We start from the raw sequence: 16,584 nt of genomic DNA on the forward strand, positions 1-16,584 counted from the left end.
CCCCCCCTAACGCATCATTAACGTAATATTTCCAGCTGCGATAATAATAGTGATACTTAAAAAAAACATAAACGATACAATAGCCAAGCAAGCAAACACGTATATAATGCTTCTCCCGATAATATCCAAGCATTGGATAATTGCCCCTCCACCAACAGGCTGCAACACTGCTGCTGCAAATTTATAAATGAAAGCAATACAAAAAATTTGAATAGCAGGAAAAGCAACGATAAGTAATAAAATAACCATCCCAACAATTCCAATTGTATTTTTTAATAATGCAGATGCACTAAGTACTGTATCTGCCGCTTCGGTAAACATTCGCCCCACAACTGGAATAAAGTTTCCGGTTACAAATTTTGCTGTTTTAACAGCAATCCCATCCGCTACTGCTGTTGCCGTTCCTTGTACAGATAGCACACCAAGAAAGATTGTTAAGAAAATGCCAATGATGCTAACGCTAACATTTTGAAGCAGCTTGGACAATTTTGTGACTTTATATTGATCACTCATTGTACTTACAATACTTAAAATCGTTGCAAGCAGAAGAAGCGGTAAAACAATGAAATTCATGAGCATCCCGCTCGTATTCATAAGAAAAACAATAATTGGATGAAAGAAGGAAACAGATACAACACCGCCTCCAGTAGCGATGAGTGCCAACAAAATAGGGAGGAGCGCTAAAATAAAATCTATCATTGTTTGAATGGTGTCTCTTGCATATGTCATTACAACGTAAAAACTATTTAAAGCAAAAACGATAAGTACCATATATACAACAGCATCTGCTATTTTCCCAATACTGCTTTTTTCAAAAGCAGATTGAAGCGATTGAAGAAGTGCACTAAAAATAGTAAGCATAATCAGTGTTCCAAGTAGCTTTCCATTAGCCAGTAATTCATGAAATAAATATTTTAGTAATCCTATCATCCACTCTTTAATCGAAAAATTTTTTTCTCCTTTTACAAACTCCATAAAACTTCCCTTTTGGCTTTCCGGCAAATATCCCCCGTACTTTACAACAAGGTCATCCCAATATTTCTTTACATCTTCTATTCCAAGCTTTCCTAGCTGTTCATCCACAACATTTTGTTCTAAGGGAGAAGCTTGTACAATAATTGGTAAAGAAAAAAAGAGGAAAAAAGCAAACAAAAGCTTTATTCCAAACGATCGCACGATTCATCCCTCCTTTATCCGGTTGGCAAAAAACCGAGAATTGTTTCAATTACAACCGTTAATATTGGAATCGCCATCACTAAAATTAAAATTTTCCCTGCTAATTCGATTTTTGAAGCAATCGCTCCTTGTCCTGCATCTTTCGTAATTTGTGCGCCAAATTCTGCAATATAAGCAATTCCAATAATTTTCAGCAACGTTTCCACATACACATTGCTCACTTTCGCTTCATTTGCAATACGCTCAATCATCGTTAAAATGGAGTGAATTTGATCGATTACAAGTAAAAACATAACGCTACTGACAAATACAACAAACAATGAAGTTATACTCGATTTATGCTGCTTCAATACTGCCGCCAAAAAAGTCGCCACAAGCCCAAGTCCTACAATTTGTAATATTTCGATTCGAATCGCCCCCCTTTACTGAAAGAGAAAGACGCTTTTAATCTTGTCAAACAAATTGTTAATTAAAAATGCAACCTGAAATAAAATAACAACAAAACCAACGAGAATAACCCAATTGGCAATATCTTCTCGCTTTAGTTCTTTCAGCACAGTATGAATGAAAGCTAAAATAATACCAATACCTGCAATTTGAAAGATTAATCCTACATCGATCGACATTACCATTCCCCCTTACAACAATAAAATAACGATAAGTAATCCTGCTAATACGCCTAAACTTTTCAGCATTTTTTCGTACTGGATTTGCATTTCCTTTGCTTCGCCTTCTTCTCTCTCTAGATGTGTAATACATAAACGAATATGCTTTTGCTGTGATTCACGATCGTGTTGTCCTAACGTTTCTCCAAATTGCTGTAAAATTTCATATTCTGTTTGCTTCAGTGCTGTGAGTTTCCAATTTTCTTGTAAGCTATCCATCCACGCTTCCCGTACAGTTTGCTCTCCCGTTTGTAATCGCTCATGAAAGCTATGAAAAAACCAGTTCAAAGGCTTTGGCATTTGTTTTACAAGGCGTGCAGCTGCCTCAGATAACGGAGTATGCCCATACATAATTTCCGCTTCTAACGATTGCAGGGCAGCCTTTAACAATCGCAGTTGACGAGGGCGCTCACTATATTTTTTCGCATGTGAAAAACCAAAAAACGTTGATACCGCAACAATAAGTGCAGCGCCAAAGAATTTAATCATACGCTCAGCACCTTCTCCCCTCGGCGCATTGGCCTTCCGTTACCATCTTTCATGTTTATAATAGTTCCTGGTCCTTTTATTTTAGAAAGTTCAATAAAACGTTCAAACACGCCCAGCTCTATGATTTTTCGCAGCGAAGGTCGTTTCAGTATGTCTTCGTATCCAAATCCATGTGCACTAATAAACAATTGAACACCAGCATGAACAGCTTCCATAATCGCTTCGCTATCCTCTTGCCGGCCAATTTCGTCAACGATTAATATATCGGGACTCATTGAACGAATCATCATCATCATACCTTCTGCTTTTGGACATGCATCTAGCACATCTAATCTTGTTCCAAACTCATATTGCGGAACACCTTTCACGCATCCAGCAATTTCTGATCTTTCATCTACGATACCAACTTTACAAGAAGGAACATGTTGCCCTGGAACACCGGCACTCATACAGCGCGCTACATCACGCAATAATGTTGTTTTCCCTGTTTGCGGCGGACCAATAATCATCGTATTTAGCCAACGCTTCTCGTATAAATACGGTAAGAGAGGCTCAGCAATCCCCATTTTCTGCCGAGCAATTCGAATATTAAATGACGCCACATCTCGAATCATTTTCACTGCACTCTTTTCCATAATTACCTTTCCTGCTAGGCCAACCCGGTGTCCCCCACGCAGCGTGACATACCCTCGCTTCAGCTCTTCTTCCATTGTATAAAGTGAATATTGACTCAATTTATTCAGTAAATATGCCGCGTCTTCTACCGTCACGATATAGTTATAAAAATGCGCTTCCCCGCGCGCAATACATTCAAGCGGCCGACCAACCCGAATCCGTATTTCTTCTAATGTGTCATATTCTTTGCAGTCTTGTATAAAACGTTCGATTTGCTTTGGCAACATCTCTAATACTTCTTTCATAGCCCTCTCCCCATCACATCGCTATTTCAGTACTGCAATAAAAATACAACCAATCCCAAGCACCAGAAAAAATAGTTTCAAAAATGAAATTTCGTTCGTAACACTCGCAATTCCAACTGACATCGTCACAATCAAAACAGTCGGTCCAACAAATGCAAGCATGCCATTTACGAACAATGCTTTTTTTACATCATTGAAATACAACATAAGCAAAGCGGCGAAAATCTCCATGCTCCCCGAAAAGATTCTAAGAAGCGCCATCACGAGCACAGACGTTTCAAATGCCGCTAGCCACTGCTTCATCCTCTCACCTTCTCTCGTTATCCTTACACCGTTCTAACAGCACACATATATCTTGCTGAAACAAGATGAAAGAGTACGTTTGTACAACCATATGCAAGGGTTGTCTATTTCAGAAGCAGAAAAGTAATTTTTTAATTATCAAACAGAAATAGTCGGAATTTTCTGTTAAATTATGGTATACTGGAACAAATAAGGAGAAAAGCATGAAAGTTTCTAAAATCACTCTTACTATCTCAGTAGAAATAGTTGCTATTTTCTTATTTACAAAACTTATTGATTGGTCATTTATAGAAATTTTCTTTTTAGGGAGTTTAGCCATTTTCAGTATCACTTGGCTATTGCTTTTAAATATGAATCGCAACGCCAATATGGAGCGTGCTATCACAAAAAGCTGGACAGGAGTTGATACCGGGGAAGTAACACCTTTTCAAGTTCGTATGAATCCCTATATGATTGGAACCTTCCTTCTGCTTACGATTAGTTTTATTATTACCGTCATTTACTACATACCTTATTTCACATAAAGTGAAACTTCCGTCAGTGGGGGTTTTCTTCATCCCCCACTGACGGTTAGTTGAACCAATCGGGCTTTTACGGGCAGTTAGCCCCCACCTATCTTCTTTGCTTCTCTCTGAATCTTGAGGTGGGGGTCTTACTGCCCGTTAATGCGTAATTGAAAGAGGCACTCATGGATGACCCACGAGTGCCTCTTTCAATTACGCACGAGAAACGTATTTTGATTCTCCTGTGTTGATAATAAGCATTTCACCTTCATTAATGAAGATTGGTACTTGTACGACTAGACCAGTTTCTAATGTAGCTGGTTTTGTTACGTTAGAAGCTGTGTCACCTTTAATACCTGGTTCTGTTTCAACAACTTTTAACTCAACAGTGTTTGGAAGTTCTACACCAAGTACTTCGCCTTGATATGTCATGATTGCTACTTCCATATTTTCTTTTAAGAATTTTAATTCGTGTTCGATTTGCTTGTCAGCAAGTTCGATTTGCTCGTATGTTCCATTATCCATGAATACATGAGCTTCACCGCTTGCATATAAATATTGCATACGACGGTTTTCGATATGTGCTTTTTCTACTTTTTCACCAGCACGGAATGTTTTTTCTTGAACAGAACCTGTACGAAGGTTACGTAGTTTAGAACGAACGAACGCTGCACCTTTACCTGGTTTTACGTGTTGGAAATCTATAACCTGCCATAGGCTATTGTCCACCGCAATTGTTAAACCTGTACGAAAATCGTTTACTGAAATCATGCAAAAAATCCTCCTGTGTATTACAAAATAATAAGTTCTTTCGGAGATTTAGTTAACACTTCATTACCTTCAGCTGTTACTATAATATCATCCTCAATGCGAACTCCGCCTACATTTGGAATATAAATTCCAGGTTCTACAGTCACAATCATTCCTGGCTCAAGTACCGTTTCAGAGCGGAATGCCAAACTTGGTCCCTCATGAATTTCCAGACCAATTCCATGACCTGTAGAATGCCCAAAATACTCACCGTATCCTTTTTCAGTTATGTAGTCACGCGTTAACGCATCAGCTTCACGGCCAGTTAAACCAGCTTTAATGCCGTTTACACCGCATAGCTGCGCTTCTAATACGATATTATAAATTTCCTTTAATTTGTCGGACGGCTCACCTACTGCAATTGTACGAGTAATATCAGAGCAATATCCTTTATAATAAGCACCGAAGTCTAATGTAACAAAATCTCCATTTTCTATCAATTTTTCAGATGCCACGCCGTGCGGCAATGCTGAACGAAGTCCCGAAGCAACGATAATATCAAACGAAGAAGAAGTTGCTCCTTGCTTTCTCATGAAAAATTCAAGTTCATTTGACACTTCAATCTCAGATACTCCCGGGCGAATAAATGATAGAATATGTTCAAAGGCAGCATCTGCAATCTGTGCAGCTTCCTTTAATATCTTAATCTCTGAATCAGTCTTAATCAAGCGTAACTTTTCCACAATACCAGAAGTTGCAACAAATTCTGCATCAACTTCTTCTTTATATGCCGTATAAGAGCTGTATGTAAGAGTATCTTGCTCAAAACCAAGCTTTTGGATGCCTAAGTCTTTTACTTGTTTTGCAACTTCTTCAAGAATCGCACCTGTATGCTGCACGATCTCATAGCCCACCGTTTGTTTTTGCGCTTGTTCAACATAGCGAAAATCTGTAATAAACAAAGCGCGTTCATTTGAAATTAATACAACTCCTGCCGTTCCTGTAAAGTTTGTCATATATCTACGGCTATGTTGATTCGTTAATAGAATGCCATCAATACCAGCTTCTCCAAATGCACTTCTTAATTTTGTAAGTTTCTCCATTGATTATGCCTCCCCGATTTTCTCCAATAATGCAAGTAACGCTAAGTGATAGCCGTACAAACCAAATCCCACAATTTGTCCTGCTGTGACCGGCGCCGTAACAGATACATGACGAAACGATTCGCGCTGATGAATATTTGAAATATGCACTTCAACAACAGGAATCGAAACGCTCGCAATCGCATCACGAATTGCATAGCTATAATGCGTAAATGCTCCTGGATTTAGAATAATTCCTTTATATGTACCCTCAGCCTCATGAATGATATCAATAATGGCACCTTCATGATTGGATTGGAAACACTCTAGCTCCACTCCCAAACTTTCTGCTTGTTGTTTCATATCTGTTTCTAGCGATGCTAATGTTCCCGTACCATATACATTAACCTCTCTCACACCGAGGCGGTTTAAATTAGGCCCGTTAACGAGGAGCAATTTATTCATATACCTAACTCCTTAATAAAAAAAATGTCTATATAACATTTTACCATACCTCTCACTTATTTGAATAGTTTGTCTTTTCCCCATTCCCTATACCCTTTTCGTTATTCACCTCAAACGAAACAGAATATGCAATAAAAACACCATATAAAATAAAAATACATGCTGTCGTTACAATTGTTGTCCTAGGCATTTCTAACGCACTTCTTATGACAGGTGCAACAGATCCAATTACAAAAAATAATATTCCCCACCATATAAGACCGTATATAATGCCTGGAATCACACCTTCAAACTTACTCAAAGTTATCTTATATACAAACGCCACAACAATTGAAAGAATCCCCATACACACAATTGCCGCTACGTTTCCCCATACACCTTCTTTCCAATTTCCAAGTGCAAACGGGAGCAACAAATAATTTGGACCCGCATCAGTAAAGGAAAAAATATGGAGAAAGTACCAAACAGCTCCCCAAAACAAACCTCCAAACACACCAATTTGGGCTATTTTTTTCGTGACAGATTGTTCTTGTTTCACATCCACACCTCCACCTACTAGTATGTCCGAAACTTGGTTAAAGCATGTTTAAATACTGCAGAATTTGTCTATAAAAAGAATAGGAAATGTCTGACTAACCTGCTGATTTTCCTTGTCAGAAGTACACTTTTGTCGATAAAATAAAGGAAACTGTAGTGTTGTCATGCAATATAATGACAACACCTAGAGTCGCTACCTCTTTTCTGATAAGAGAGAAACAAATACAGGTTGGTGTTGACATGACAGAGAAGACAAAACAAATCTACGGCGGTCAAGCAGTAGTAGAAGGAGTTATGTTTGGCGGTAGAGAATATACTGTTACAGCGATTCGTCGCAAAGATAAATCTATCGAATTTTATCGATTACCTCGTGCTCGTAATAAAGTGTTATCAATGTTTAAAAAGATTCCATTTTTACGCGGCATCGCAGCAATTATTGATGCAAGTGCAAACGGGGCAAAGCATTTAAACTTCGCTTCAGAACGCTTTGATGTACATCCTGCAGATGATGAACAATTCGTACCCAAAAAAGAAGAACAATCGAAGCTAACGATGATACTTAGCGTTGCAGCAGTCGGGGTCTTATCCTTTATCTTCGGAAAAGTGATTTTCACTGCGGTTCCTGCACTTTTAGCAGAACTGACAAGACCCGTTTTCCCATCTCATACTGGGCAAATCATTGTCGAAAGTATCATTAAGCTTGTATTATTACTCAGCTACATTTACTTTGTTTCATTGACTCCACTTATTAAACGTGTATTTCAATATCACGGGGCGGAACATAAAGTAATTAATGCTTATGAGAATAATCTTCCATTGACAGTAGAAAACGTACAAAAACAAACTCGTCTCCATTATCGGTGCGGTAGTAGCTTCATTTTATTTACTGTTATTATTGGGATGTTTGTATATTTTCTCGTTCCAACAGATCCTCTTTGGGTTCGTCTTATAAATCGTATTTTGCTCATTCCTGTAGTGCTTGGTATTTCATTTGAAGTACTGCAATTTACAAACAGCTTACGAAGCGTTCCAGTACTCCGCGCATTAGGATATCCCGGTCTATGGCTTCAGCTGTTAACAACGAAAGAACCAACAGATGATCAAGTTGAAGTAGCAATTGCATCTTTTGAAGAACTATTGCGTCTAGAAAAGAGACAGCAATAACTTTTTCATATTATTATTCAACTCCTTCGCCTTTCGTTAATAAACTAATTAAAATATCTTTCTTTTTAGGAGGTGTTCCTTATGAAGGCTCGCTCATTTATGTTCGCTCTATTTGTTGTAATTGTTGGGTTAGCAGTATTTAGCCTTGTATCATTCACAATTGAAAATCCAATGGGAGTTGTAAAAAACATTGCAATAGCGCTCATTGTTTTCGGTGTCTTTTATTTACTTTATAAGATGCTTACGAGTTCAAGCGGTTCAGCTAATAACTCACAATCTTCCTACAAACGTGCTGCGAAACAATCGAACCGAAAATATGGAAAACAAAATGTAACACCCCTAAGTAAAAATTTGTTAAAGAAAAATGCTTCCGATGCTAAAGGAAAAAAAGGAAATACTTCCTTCCTAAAACGAAAACGAAAGCAATCTCACTTAACAGTTATTGAAGGAAAAAAAGGCAAAAAGAAAGACCGCGCTTCCTTTTAGAGAAGCGCGGTCTTTTTTACTTTTGCTTAATAAATTCAATAACCTCTGCTAAATTCTTATCTTTCATAGAGTTTAAACGTAAATGATGCGTTTCAAAAGACAAGGATTTCGTCACTTCATTTGGCACAATTACACATTTTAACCCGGCTGCAACTGCAGCCCTTGCTCCATTCACGGAATCTTCAAAAGCAATGACTTCAGAAGGATGTACACCAAGTTCATTAACAGCACTCACGTATAGTGCTGGGTCCGGTTTTACTTGTAATACATCTTCTTTCGTTTTAATAACCTCAAAATATTTTTGTAATCCCAATTCCTTCAAAAAATTCGTCACCCATTTCCTTGAGGAACTAGAGGCCAAACCAATTTTCAAATTGAGTTTCTTTGCTTCTTCTAAATACTCGTTTACCCCTTCACGAGACACAGGTAATTTCATTTTTTCACGATGCAATATTTCTACTTTTTCTTCTATATGCTCTTTATTCCATTTTTCTTTTAACTCACCTTGCAAAAATGTATGTAAGACTTCATCTGTCGTTCCAATACATTTTGCAAACTCTTCAAGTGGCAATTCTCCTCCGTATTCACGTACAATTTCCTGATATGCTGCAAACCATGCCGTTTCTGTATCTACAATGAGTCCATCAAAGTCAAACACAATCGCTTTCAACATATCTTCCCCCTATGTGTGTAATCAGCATATATATTCTACGCTGTGCACCAATCTCCCTTTTTTACAAACAAAAAAGGAAACTGATCCTCAGTTCCCTCTCGTCTCTTACTGCGCCTGTTCTTCATTTGCCTTTTGAACACCACGAAGCTTCTCAACGCGAAGCTCATCTTGCTCAAAGTACTGCACTAAATCGCCAATACGATCGATAGCTTCCCAGCTTAAATGATGTTCAATTCCTTCTACATCATTATAAATCTTACTTTCATCTACACCGATAATACGCATAAACTGCTCTAACAATTCATGACGATAAACAAGGCGCTTACCAATCTTTTTCCCTTTTGTTGTTAATACAAGCCCTCTATATTTTTCATAAATTAGATATTCATCTTTATCAAGTTTTTGTACCATTTTTGTTACAGAGGATGGATGTACATTAAGCGCTTCGGCAATATCAGATACACGGGCATATCCCTTTTCTTCAATTAACAAATAAATTTGTTCGATATAATCTTCCATACTAGGAGTAGGCATCGGTTTCCTCCATCCAATTCATTTTATATATTCCGCACTAAGCAATCAATAAAATGATACAACAGAAAGGATATCGTGACAAGAGTGGAAACAGGCCTATTTTCCCAATACACAAAAGAACCCACATACATAACGTAGGTTCTATCATGGAAAATATTGCATTGCAGTATTTGGAAAATATTTATCGGAAAATGGGCAAGAAAACCCCATCTTCAAAACGCACAGGGCATAGCCCAGTTTAAGGTGGGGGTTTCTTCATCTCCCACTGATGGAAAGCTCTCACCAATCGGGCTTTTACGGGCAGTTATCCCCCACCCATCTTCCTCGCTTCTCTCTCAAACTTGCGGTGGGGGTCTTACTGCCCGCGAATAGCGGGATAAATGGTTCCAGAGTAATCTTCACCTTCTTTTCTTAGTATGAGCGAAAGACTAGATGAAAACTCGGTTCAAACTTTTCCACTTTTACTCATCTGTATTCTTAAATATTCACTTTTTAAAAAGAGTATCTATCCTATCACTTAACGATATGGCAAGGTGTCGTATTAGCCCTTTTCTTCTACATTTTATATAAATTTTTATTTAAAGCCTCAAGGTTTTAACAGCTCTGTTCTGGGCTGTTTTTCGCTTGTATAAATTTACAAAAAGAAAAATAACATAAACAAAAAAGAAAAATACAAAATAATTAAAGTAAATTGTTGACGTGATGCTTTTATTATCGGTATCATATTTCTTCGTGAGCAATTATTTTTCGTTATACGATTTTTTTATTATTACTGAATTTTTGAGAGGGGAAATTTGATGTCACTTAAGAAGAAAACGCAAGTACGCACCGGCAAAATGGTACGTGAACTAATGTTAGCAGACGAAGATGTAAATGCTTCGCTAATTATGGTATATAGTGAAAACGGTGTAAACGCAGAAATTAAAATCGAGGGCTTAACGCCAAAATGTAACGAAGAATTATTTTTGAGCGGAAACGTAGATTGGAACAAGAGCGTTATTTATAAAATTGTCGATTTTACTGGCAATGCTGAAGTTGGTAAAGTGACATTAAGCGCAATGAACAAAAACAATGTTTCACTGCAGATCGAACGCGTCATGTGGAGTAAAGGAACAAAAGAAGAAACGGCAGAACTAGAAGACAATACACTATCAGTTGTCGAAACTCCAAACAAAAAGACAGCAGTTGAAACTTCAAAAGAAGTGACACCTGTAACAAAACCAGTTGTAAATGTTGCATCTACTCCAACATCAATTTCAAAGCCAGCGCGTCCAGAACCAGTAGTCAAAGCTGCACCAACGCCTGTACAAAAAGAAGTAACTGTACCAACTACAGTGCAAAAAGAAGTAACTGTGTCAACTCCAGTACAACCAGTAGTTCCAGTTAAACAACCTGTAACGAATCAACCAAACTCTGAATTACAAGAAAAATATGTTCGTCTTGTAAAACAAGCTGTGGATGTATGTCAGGATTACGAACTTGGTATGGATGTAGACGATTCTATCGAAAATTTAAAAGATGAATTACAAAAACAAGGAATATCGGTAGCATTTGATGCAGAAATTATGGATGTTGTAAACCGTTTACGATCACTAAAGCAAAAGGGCATTAAAGTAGAAAAAGTATTGAACTTATTATAAAAAATAAGGAGATGGATCACCCATCTCCTTATTTTTTATAATTCCATTCGTCACTTTCATATTTTTCTTTTGCTAATGTTTCAACTTCATGCAGTTGTTCTTCTGTTAACTGATACGGAACAAGTTCAACATTTAACCCTTTCTCGAATCCAATCTGAAATGCATCGATAAGTTGTTGAATTGTAAATGTACGATCTGTTAATTCATTAATTGCGATTGCTTTTGAAGAGAACATTTTTTTCATACGTTCTTTCACACGATCATTTGGAAACAGAAACAAATCATACAGCGTATCTAAGTCAATTTCTAACGGAATTGAGCCGTGCTGTAAAATAACTCCCTTTTGACGCGTTTGTGCACTTCCAGCAATTTTGCGCCCTTCTACAACGATCTCATACCATGACGGAGCATCAAAACAAACTGCTGAACGCGGATTTTTCAAATTATCGCGCTCCTCCGCTGTTTTTGGTACTGCAAAATATGCTTCTAAACCTAGTTCTTTAAATCCATCTAACAAACCTTGTGAAATGACGCGATATGCTTCCGTCACTGTTTTAGGCATGCTTGGATGATCTTCAGATACAATTACACTATAGGTTAATTCATTATCATGAAGAACGCCTCGGCCACCCGTTTGACGGCGTACAAAGCCAAAACCATTTCTATTCACTGCATCCATATCAATTTCTTTTGAAGCACGTTGGAAATATCCCACTGTTAACGTCGGAACTTCCCACTCATAAAAACGAATTGTTGGTGGCATTTTCTTTTCACTTTGCCAATTTAATAAACATTCATCTAACGCCATATTAAACGCCGGAGAGCATTCACCAGAATTTATATAACACCATTTTTCCTTTTCCATCCCACACCTCATATAACTAATTTTTCTCACATTCTCTAGTCTATCAAATTCGACAAAATTTGTGAAAGAATACGAAATTTCTTCTAATACAAAATGAACTTGTTGCATAAATACATATGGGCATTATAATATTGAAAGTAGGATAAGAAAAAAGGGAGCGATACAATCGTGTCAACAAATGTTATTATTTTACTAGCCATAACCGTAGGATTCATCGGCTACTCTGTATGGATGTATTTCTATCAGAAAAAATTAGTTAAAACACTTCCAGAAGAAGAATTTCGCGCTGGATATCGTAAAGCACAACTTATCGATGTTCGTGAGGCGGACGAATATAATGCTGGTCATATTTTAGGAGCGCGCAATATCCCGATTTCACAAATACGTCTTCGTTACAAAGAACTTCGTACTGATCAACCGATTTATATGTATTGCCAAAACGGTTTCCGAACAGGCCGCGCAGCACAGTTTTTAAAGAAGCATGGTTACAAAGAATTTTATCAATTGCAAGGCGGCTTTAAAACTTGGTCTGGTAAGGTGAAAAAGAAAAATTCATAATAAATAGCTAGCTTGTCTGTCACAAGCTAGCTATTTCATTCCATTTTACTGGCGATATACATTAAATTTTTCTTTACATCTTCACTATCTTGATCCCGAACATTTCGGTAAAGCAACTGGTATTCCACTTCCTTCTCTTTCCAAGTGAGCGTTGCAATATCTTCTCCATCCATTTCTCCGTCACTACTTTTAAAATAAGCTGTTATACCATTTGCAAGCTTTACTTCCTCTTGAAAATGATTTTGTTCTACAATAAAAGGAAAATTATACGAAAAGTTGGCAACTGTTAATTCAATATAATCTTTCATGCTTTTTTCACGTCGTTCATATTTAATACCAAGAGCAATTCGCTTATCTCCCATTTTTCGAACTACTGCTTTTGGGTTATCTTTTGACTCATACGGTAAATATGATGGTGTTTGAAACGAAAACGGGAGAACGTTTTTTACAGCTTGTACCGATACTGGATCAGACATCATATCTTCACTTGCCTCTAAACTTGCTGCAAAATTTTTTTCCTCGATCATCGTTTGTTGAAAAGAACATGCAGTTAGCACCATACTAGAAAACACGAAACATATCATCCGTTTTTTCAATGTGTATCCGCCCTTTCTCAACATTCTCTTTTCTATCAAGATACAATTGAAGCTTTCGTATGTTATGTTCATATTCTCTTTTTCTTCCTGTTCCACCTCTTAAAACTTTCCTCGTTTATCTCACACAATTTGACAAAAATACCTTCCCTATTCTCACGCCAAGTATGATTGTTACGCGAATAGAAGAAGCATTATTAACAAAATAGAGTATGAAAAGCTTTTCATGTCAAGTGTTTCACCTCTATTTCCCTTATCCTTTTCCTGTATAATGAAAATAGAGGTGAAACATATGGTAAATATAAAACAAATTGCGAAAACGGCCGGAGTCTCTATTACGACTGTTTCACGCGTCTTAAATGAACATCCATATGTCAGTGCAGAAAAAAGAAAGCGCGTCCTAGACGCTGTTGAAGAATTGAATTATGCCAAAAATGTAAATGCAGTTCATCTTCTAAAAGGAAAAACATATACGATTGGTGTTATGCTTCCTTTTATTAATCTGCCGTACTTTAGTACAATTATTGAAGGAATTGGAAACAAGGCGCTTGAAGCAGGATATCGCATTAATCTTTGTCAAACAAACTACGATAGCATTGAGGAAATACGTGTCCTCGAAATGATGAAGATGAAACAATTTGATGGAATGATTATTTGTTCCCGAGCAAGCTCATGGGATGCAATTGAACCTTATGCAAAGTTCGCTCCTATCATTTCGTGTGAAAAACTGCTACATCCTCTTATATCTTCTGTGTTTGTCAATCATTATGACGGCTTCCGTATTGGGACAGAATATTTATTACAAAACGGACACGAACACATTGGATTTTGTTTAGCACGCGAAAAAAGTGTGAGTACAAAACAGCGCGAGCAAGCATTCTTTGATGCGCTTCGTACAGCTGGAAAACGCGCACAGACAGACTGGCTATTTTATCATTGTTACAACATTCAGGACGGCGCAAACGTAATCAAAAATATACTAACTATGAAAAATCGCCCCACCGCTCTTTTCGCTGCAAGCGACCAGGTGGCTGCTGGCTTATTAACAGAAGCGAAAAAACAAGGATTGCGAGTCCCAGAAGATTTAGCAATTCTTGGATTTGACAATCATCCCATTTCTGGGGCACTAGAAATAACCACCATTGAACATCCTGGACTAGCAATGGGGAACCGTGCTTTTTCACTATTTTATGAACAAGTACAACATGAGAAAATTATAGGGACTTCTGAAGAATTACCATTTCGTTTAATTGAACGAGGAACAGTGTAAAGCTCCTATTATTAGAGCTTTACACTGTTCAATTTTGTATACTTGTCCTTCTTGACTATATATTTTTTTTATCTTATACTTTAACTAACGAACGGTAGGTAGGGGATGAACATGACAGCAAACCGCATAAAATCTGTAGCACTTTCACACTTTGCACGCTATGGCTATGAAGGAACTTCACTAGCAAACATTGCACAAGATGTTGGTATTAAGAAGCCGTCCATATACGCACATTTTAAAGGAAAAGAAGAGCTATATTTTATTTGCTTAGAAGAAGCCTTACAAAAGGATCTACAATTCTTTAAACAGTATGTTACGAATCCAGAAAATGCACCGTTTGGAGACTTTTTATTCCGCCTTCTTAAAGATTACGGTCATCGCTTTCAAGAGGGCATTGAAACAATGTTTTGGCTTCGCACTTCATTTTTTCCACCCGATGCCTTTCGCGAGCAAATTGTAGAAAAAGCAAATGCATACATTGAAAACATCGGGCAGCTTCTAGTACCTATATTTGAACACGCAAAAGAAAAAAAAGAACTTTGTAACATTGAAGTAGCAGAAGCTGTTGCAGCTTATTTGTGTTTAATTGACGGATTAATGGTTGAATTTTTATTTGCTGGAGTACAACCCTTTGAAAATCGATTACACGCATCTTGGAAAGTGTTTTGGCGCGGATTATCAAAATGACGTATTGCATATGCAATACGTCATTTTCCGGCCCCGAACCTAACGACTGGTAGGAAGGAGAATGAATGATGGAATGGATTTATGTTATTTTAGCAGGAATCATTGAAATTATTTGGGTAATTGGTTTAAAGCATGCAACAACACCGCTAGAATGGATCGGTGTAGCGCTAGCAATCGCTTTTAGCTTTTTCCTTTTATTTAAAGCTTATGCAAAACTCCCTGTAGGGACTGTGTATGCTGTTTTCACAGGAATCGGAGCTGGAGGTATTGTGCTAACAGAAATTTTTGTTTTTGGCGAACCATTTTCGATTGTAAAAATCTTTTTTATCGGTTTAATTTTTGTTGGTGTTATTGGTTTAAAACGAGTAACAGGTGAACAAGTAGAGAAGGAGGCTGCATAAACATGGCATGGTTATTTTTAATTATTGCTGGTATATGTGAGATTACTGGTGTTATCTTTATGAAGATAGCCACTGAAAAAAAAGGTTGGATGCCAAAACTCATTTTAGCTGCAAACTTCGGTGTAAGCTTCCTTTTCCTGTCTCTCGCAATGGATACACTGCCAATGGGAACGGCTTACGCAATCTGGACGGGAATCGGAACTGCAGGAAGCGCACTTCTTGGTATTATCATTTTCCGCGAATCTGCTGATTGGCGCCGCCTTGCTTTCTTAAGCTGCATCTTATGCGGTGCGGTTGGTTTAAAACTCATGAGTTAATGAGGTGAATGCTGTGTGGAAAAAAAGAGAAAAACAAATTATGACAGGAATCATACTTGCAATTGCACTCTTATTACAATCTATATTCCATATTGCAGAATGGTTATTTCATAAAGCATTTTTAATTATCTCTTTTATTCCAAACATGGCTCTTGAAGTAACTTCCGTTGCTTGGTCGATTATCGCTTCAATTGGAATTATCATCATTTGGATTATCGCGAAACTTTGGAATAAATTCTTTTTAAAAGACAGTTCTTCTGACAAGAAGTAGCTGTCTTTTTTCATATAATTCCTTCCTTTGCACATACTACCAAAAAAGGAGCTGATTATATGCAAACTTCTGTACATAAACATATTTTGCTACTATTTTTTGCCTTTATTGTATGTGTTGTATTTTTTAGTTTCGTACTACATACGTATAACGTGCCTGCTTATTCACCAAGTATGGTGTCAGTTTATAAATTTGTTGTACATAATTTGTTGCATTAAAAAAAGACCAACATTTC

At 37.3% G+C, this 16,584-nt stretch carries 25 protein-coding genes; 11 read left to right on the forward strand and 14 right to left on the reverse strand.

Annotated elements, in window-relative coordinates; translation table 11 throughout:
• Positions 1 to 6: 6 nt before the first annotated feature.
• From spoIIIAE to NKR74_RS17640, 6 genes are read right to left on the reverse strand one after another with little or no spacing between them, the layout of a single operon-like run.
• Positions 7 to 1,179 (reverse strand): stage III sporulation protein AE, encoded by a 1,173-nt coding sequence (gene spoIIIAE / locus NKR74_RS17615; protein WP_098307647.1) that lies wholly within the window; start codon positions 1,177 to 1,179, stop codon positions 7 to 9.
• 11 nt (positions 1,180 to 1,190) lie between these two features.
• Positions 1,191 to 1,589: a stage III sporulation protein AD gene (spoIIIAD, locus tag NKR74_RS17620; protein ID WP_253631174.1), complete on the reverse strand. Its 399-nt coding sequence runs from the start codon at positions 1,587 to 1,589 to the stop codon at positions 1,191 to 1,193.
• A gap of 9 nt (positions 1,590 to 1,598) precedes the next feature.
• Positions 1,599 to 1,802 (reverse strand): stage III sporulation protein AC, encoded by a 204-nt coding sequence (gene spoIIIAC / locus NKR74_RS17625; RefSeq protein WP_020061584.1) that lies wholly within the window; start codon positions 1,800 to 1,802, stop codon positions 1,599 to 1,601.
• A 12-nt stretch (positions 1,803 to 1,814) separates the two neighbouring features.
• Positions 1,815 to 2,330 (reverse strand): stage III sporulation protein SpoIIIAB, encoded by a 516-nt coding sequence (gene spoIIIAB / locus NKR74_RS17630; RefSeq protein WP_098307651.1) that lies wholly within the window; start codon positions 2,328 to 2,330, stop codon positions 1,815 to 1,817.
• Positions 2,327 to 3,250 (reverse strand): stage III sporulation protein AA, encoded by a 924-nt coding sequence (gene spoIIIAA, locus NKR74_RS17635; RefSeq protein WP_253630388.1) that lies wholly within the window; start codon positions 3,248 to 3,250, stop codon positions 2,327 to 2,329. The genes spoIIIAB and spoIIIAA overlap by 4 nt, the downstream gene beginning before the upstream one ends.
• 21 nt (positions 3,251 to 3,271) lie before the next feature.
• Positions 3,272 to 3,553, reverse strand: coding sequence for a YqhV family protein (locus NKR74_RS17640; RefSeq protein WP_141524987.1), 282 nt, complete (start codon positions 3,551 to 3,553; stop codon positions 3,272 to 3,274).
• A 203-nt stretch (positions 3,554 to 3,756) separates the two neighbouring features.
• Here NKR74_RS17640 and NKR74_RS17645 point away from each other — a divergent pair, with 203 nt between their 5' ends.
• Complete coding sequence (locus tag NKR74_RS17645) at positions 3,757 to 4,077, forward strand: hypothetical protein (RefSeq protein ID WP_253630389.1); 321 nt, start codon at positions 3,757 to 3,759, stop codon at positions 4,075 to 4,077.
• Between the two features lie 192 nt (positions 4,078 to 4,269).
• Here NKR74_RS17645 and efp read toward each other — a convergent pair whose 3' ends face one another.
• The 4 genes from efp to NKR74_RS17665 are packed head-to-tail and all read right to left on the reverse strand — an operon-like array spanning position 4,270 to position 6,891.
• Positions 4,270 to 4,827 carry an elongation factor P gene (gene efp / locus NKR74_RS17650; RefSeq protein ID WP_253630390.1) on the reverse strand — a complete coding sequence of 186 codons (558 nt, stop codon included), beginning with the start codon at positions 4,825 to 4,827 and terminating at the stop codon, positions 4,270 to 4,272.
• A 20-nt stretch (positions 4,828 to 4,847) separates the two neighbouring features.
• Positions 4,848 to 5,909: a Xaa-Pro dipeptidase gene (gene pepQ / locus NKR74_RS17655; protein ID WP_253630391.1), complete on the reverse strand. Its 1,062-nt coding sequence runs from the start codon at positions 5,907 to 5,909 to the stop codon at positions 4,848 to 4,850.
• A gap of 3 nt (positions 5,910 to 5,912) precedes the next feature.
• Complete coding sequence (gene aroQ / locus NKR74_RS17660) at positions 5,913 to 6,353, reverse strand: type II 3-dehydroquinate dehydratase (RefSeq protein ID WP_098307663.1); 441 nt, start codon at positions 6,351 to 6,353, stop codon at positions 5,913 to 5,915.
• Between the two features lie 52 nt (positions 6,354 to 6,405).
• On the reverse strand, positions 6,406 to 6,891 hold the full coding sequence (locus tag NKR74_RS17665) for a YqhR family membrane protein (RefSeq protein WP_253630392.1): 486 nt from the start codon (positions 6,889 to 6,891) through the stop codon (positions 6,406 to 6,408).
• Positions 6,892 to 7,130: 239 nt separating this feature from the next.
• Here NKR74_RS17665 and NKR74_RS17670 point away from each other — a divergent pair, with 239 nt between their 5' ends.
• Together NKR74_RS17670 and NKR74_RS17675 are read left to right on the forward strand one after the other, a co-directional pair.
• Entirely contained in the window at positions 7,131 to 8,054 is a 924-nt protein-coding gene (locus NKR74_RS17670) for a DUF1385 domain-containing protein (protein WP_098307667.1), read from the forward strand.
• An 81-nt stretch (positions 8,055 to 8,135) separates the two neighbouring features.
• Positions 8,136 to 8,540 (forward strand): SA1362 family protein, encoded by a 405-nt coding sequence (locus NKR74_RS17675; RefSeq protein ID WP_098307669.1) that lies wholly within the window; start codon positions 8,136 to 8,138, stop codon positions 8,538 to 8,540.
• 16 nt (positions 8,541 to 8,556) lie between these two features.
• On the opposite strand, the gene NKR74_RS17680 is transcribed toward NKR74_RS17675, so the two are convergent.
• Together NKR74_RS17680 and mntR are read right to left on the reverse strand one after the other, a co-directional pair.
• Positions 8,557 to 9,213: an HAD family hydrolase gene (locus NKR74_RS17680; protein WP_098307671.1), complete on the reverse strand. Its 657-nt coding sequence runs from the start codon at positions 9,211 to 9,213 to the stop codon at positions 8,557 to 8,559.
• Between the two features lie 105 nt (positions 9,214 to 9,318).
• Positions 9,319 to 9,747, reverse strand: coding sequence for a transcriptional regulator MntR (mntR, locus tag NKR74_RS17685; RefSeq protein WP_098307673.1), 429 nt, complete (start codon positions 9,745 to 9,747; stop codon positions 9,319 to 9,321).
• Between the two features lie 797 nt (positions 9,748 to 10,544).
• Between mntR and NKR74_RS17690 the strand changes: the two genes are divergently transcribed.
• Positions 10,545 to 11,387, forward strand: a complete 843-nt coding sequence (locus NKR74_RS17690) for a hypothetical protein (protein ID WP_253630393.1) — start codon at positions 10,545 to 10,547, stop codon at positions 11,385 to 11,387.
• Positions 11,388 to 11,415: 28 nt separating this feature from the next.
• Here NKR74_RS17690 and NKR74_RS17695 read toward each other — a convergent pair whose 3' ends face one another.
• A complete protein-coding gene (locus tag NKR74_RS17695; protein WP_253630394.1) occupies positions 11,416 to 12,252 on the reverse strand; it encodes a lipoate--protein ligase family protein in 837 nt (278 codons plus the stop codon).
• A gap of 168 nt (positions 12,253 to 12,420) precedes the next feature.
• On the opposite strand from NKR74_RS17695, the gene NKR74_RS17700 reads away from it, so the two are divergent.
• Positions 12,421 to 12,810: a rhodanese-like domain-containing protein gene (locus tag NKR74_RS17700; RefSeq protein WP_098307680.1), complete on the forward strand. Its 390-nt coding sequence runs from the start codon at positions 12,421 to 12,423 to the stop codon at positions 12,808 to 12,810.
• Positions 12,811 to 12,845: 35 nt separating this feature from the next.
• On the opposite strand, the gene NKR74_RS17705 is transcribed toward NKR74_RS17700, so the two are convergent.
• On the reverse strand, positions 12,846 to 13,430 hold the full coding sequence (locus tag NKR74_RS17705) for a DNA polymerase III subunit delta (RefSeq protein ID WP_253631175.1): 585 nt from the start codon (positions 13,428 to 13,430) through the stop codon (positions 12,846 to 12,848).
• A 265-nt stretch (positions 13,431 to 13,695) separates the two neighbouring features.
• On the opposite strand from NKR74_RS17705, the gene NKR74_RS17710 reads away from it, so the two are divergent.
• From NKR74_RS17710 to NKR74_RS17735, 6 genes are all read left to right on the forward strand, one after another.
• Positions 13,696 to 14,673 carry a LacI family DNA-binding transcriptional regulator gene (locus tag NKR74_RS17710; protein ID WP_253630395.1) on the forward strand — a complete coding sequence of 326 codons (978 nt, stop codon included), beginning with the start codon at positions 13,696 to 13,698 and terminating at the stop codon, positions 14,671 to 14,673.
• 105 nt (positions 14,674 to 14,778) lie between these two features.
• Positions 14,779 to 15,360, forward strand: coding sequence for a TetR/AcrR family transcriptional regulator (locus tag NKR74_RS17715; protein WP_253630396.1), 582 nt, complete (start codon positions 14,779 to 14,781; stop codon positions 15,358 to 15,360).
• Between the two features lie 68 nt (positions 15,361 to 15,428).
• Complete coding sequence (locus NKR74_RS17720; RefSeq protein WP_253630397.1) at positions 15,429 to 15,761, forward strand: DMT family transporter; 333 nt, start codon at positions 15,429 to 15,431, stop codon at positions 15,759 to 15,761.
• Positions 15,762 to 15,763: 2 nt separating this feature from the next.
• Positions 15,764 to 16,078 (forward strand): DMT family transporter, encoded by a 315-nt coding sequence (locus NKR74_RS17725; RefSeq protein ID WP_098307688.1) that lies wholly within the window; start codon positions 15,764 to 15,766, stop codon positions 16,076 to 16,078.
• A 13-nt stretch (positions 16,079 to 16,091) separates the two neighbouring features.
• A complete protein-coding gene (locus NKR74_RS17730; protein WP_098307690.1) occupies positions 16,092 to 16,349 on the forward strand; it encodes a DUF3975 family protein in 258 nt (85 codons plus the stop codon).
• A 59-nt stretch (positions 16,350 to 16,408) separates the two neighbouring features.
• On the forward strand, positions 16,409 to 16,567 hold the full coding sequence (locus tag NKR74_RS17735; protein WP_253630398.1) for a hypothetical protein: 159 nt from the start codon (positions 16,409 to 16,411) through the stop codon (positions 16,565 to 16,567).
• Positions 16,568 to 16,584 lie beyond the last annotated feature (17 nt).

It is taken from the genome of Bacillus sp. 3103sda1, assembly GCF_024159135.1.
Lineage (GTDB): Bacteria > Bacillota > Bacilli > Bacillales > Bacillaceae_G > Bacillus_A > Bacillus_A rhizoplanae.

Bases quoted from the DNA above. Each gene is read 5' to 3' on its own strand.
- mntR (WP_098307673.1), bottom strand. From the start codon at position 9,747: ATGCCTACTCCTAGTATGGAAGATTATATCGAACAAATTTATTTGTTA.
- NKR74_RS17675 (WP_098307669.1), top strand. From the start codon at position 8,136: ATGAAGGCTCGCTCATTTATGTTCGCTCTATTTGTTGTAATTGTTGGG.
- spoIIIAA (WP_253630388.1), bottom strand. From the start codon at position 3,250: ATGAAAGAAGTATTAGAGATGTTGCCAAAGCAAATCGAACGTTTTATA.
- NKR74_RS17735 (WP_253630398.1), top strand. From the start codon at position 16,409: ATGCAAACTTCTGTACATAAACATATTTTGCTACTATTTTTTGCCTTT.
- NKR74_RS17690 (WP_253630393.1), top strand. From the start codon at position 10,545: ATGTCACTTAAGAAGAAAACGCAAGTACGCACCGGCAAAATGGTACGT.
- NKR74_RS17695 (WP_253630394.1), bottom strand. From the start codon at position 12,252: ATGGAAAAGGAAAAATGGTGTTATATAAATTCTGGTGAATGCTCTCCG.
- NKR74_RS17725 (WP_098307688.1), top strand. From the start codon at position 15,764: ATGGCATGGTTATTTTTAATTATTGCTGGTATATGTGAGATTACTGGT.
- NKR74_RS17640 (WP_141524987.1), bottom strand. From the start codon at position 3,553: ATGAAGCAGTGGCTAGCGGCATTTGAAACGTCTGTGCTCGTGATGGCG.
- NKR74_RS17710 (WP_253630395.1), top strand. From the start codon at position 13,696: ATGGTAAATATAAAACAAATTGCGAAAACGGCCGGAGTCTCTATTACG.
- NKR74_RS17705 (WP_253631175.1), bottom strand. From the start codon at position 13,430: ATGTTGAGAAAGGGCGGATACACATTGAAAAAACGGATGATATGTTTC.
- NKR74_RS17680 (WP_098307671.1), bottom strand. From the start codon at position 9,213: ATGTTGAAAGCGATTGTGTTTGACTTTGATGGACTCATTGTAGATACA.
- spoIIIAC (WP_020061584.1), bottom strand. From the start codon at position 1,802: ATGTCGATCGATGTAGGATTAATCTTTCAAATTGCAGGTATTGGTATT.
- efp (WP_253630390.1), bottom strand. From the start codon at position 4,827: ATGATTTCAGTAAACGATTTTCGTACAGGTTTAACAATTGCGGTGGAC.
- NKR74_RS17720 (WP_253630397.1), top strand. From the start codon at position 15,429: ATGGAATGGATTTATGTTATTTTAGCAGGAATCATTGAAATTATTTGG.
- NKR74_RS17715 (WP_253630396.1), top strand. From the start codon at position 14,779: ATGAACATGACAGCAAACCGCATAAAATCTGTAGCACTTTCACACTTT.
- spoIIIAB (WP_098307651.1), bottom strand. From the start codon at position 2,330: ATGATTAAATTCTTTGGCGCTGCACTTATTGTTGCGGTATCAACGTTT.
- NKR74_RS17645 (WP_253630389.1), top strand. From the start codon at position 3,757: ATGAAAGTTTCTAAAATCACTCTTACTATCTCAGTAGAAATAGTTGCT.
- pepQ (WP_253630391.1), bottom strand. From the start codon at position 5,909: ATGGAGAAACTTACAAAATTAAGAAGTGCATTTGGAGAAGCTGGTATT.
- aroQ (WP_098307663.1), bottom strand. From the start codon at position 6,353: ATGAATAAATTGCTCCTCGTTAACGGGCCTAATTTAAACCGCCTCGGT.
- NKR74_RS17670 (WP_098307667.1), top strand. From the start codon at position 7,131: ATGACAGAGAAGACAAAACAAATCTACGGCGGTCAAGCAGTAGTAGAA.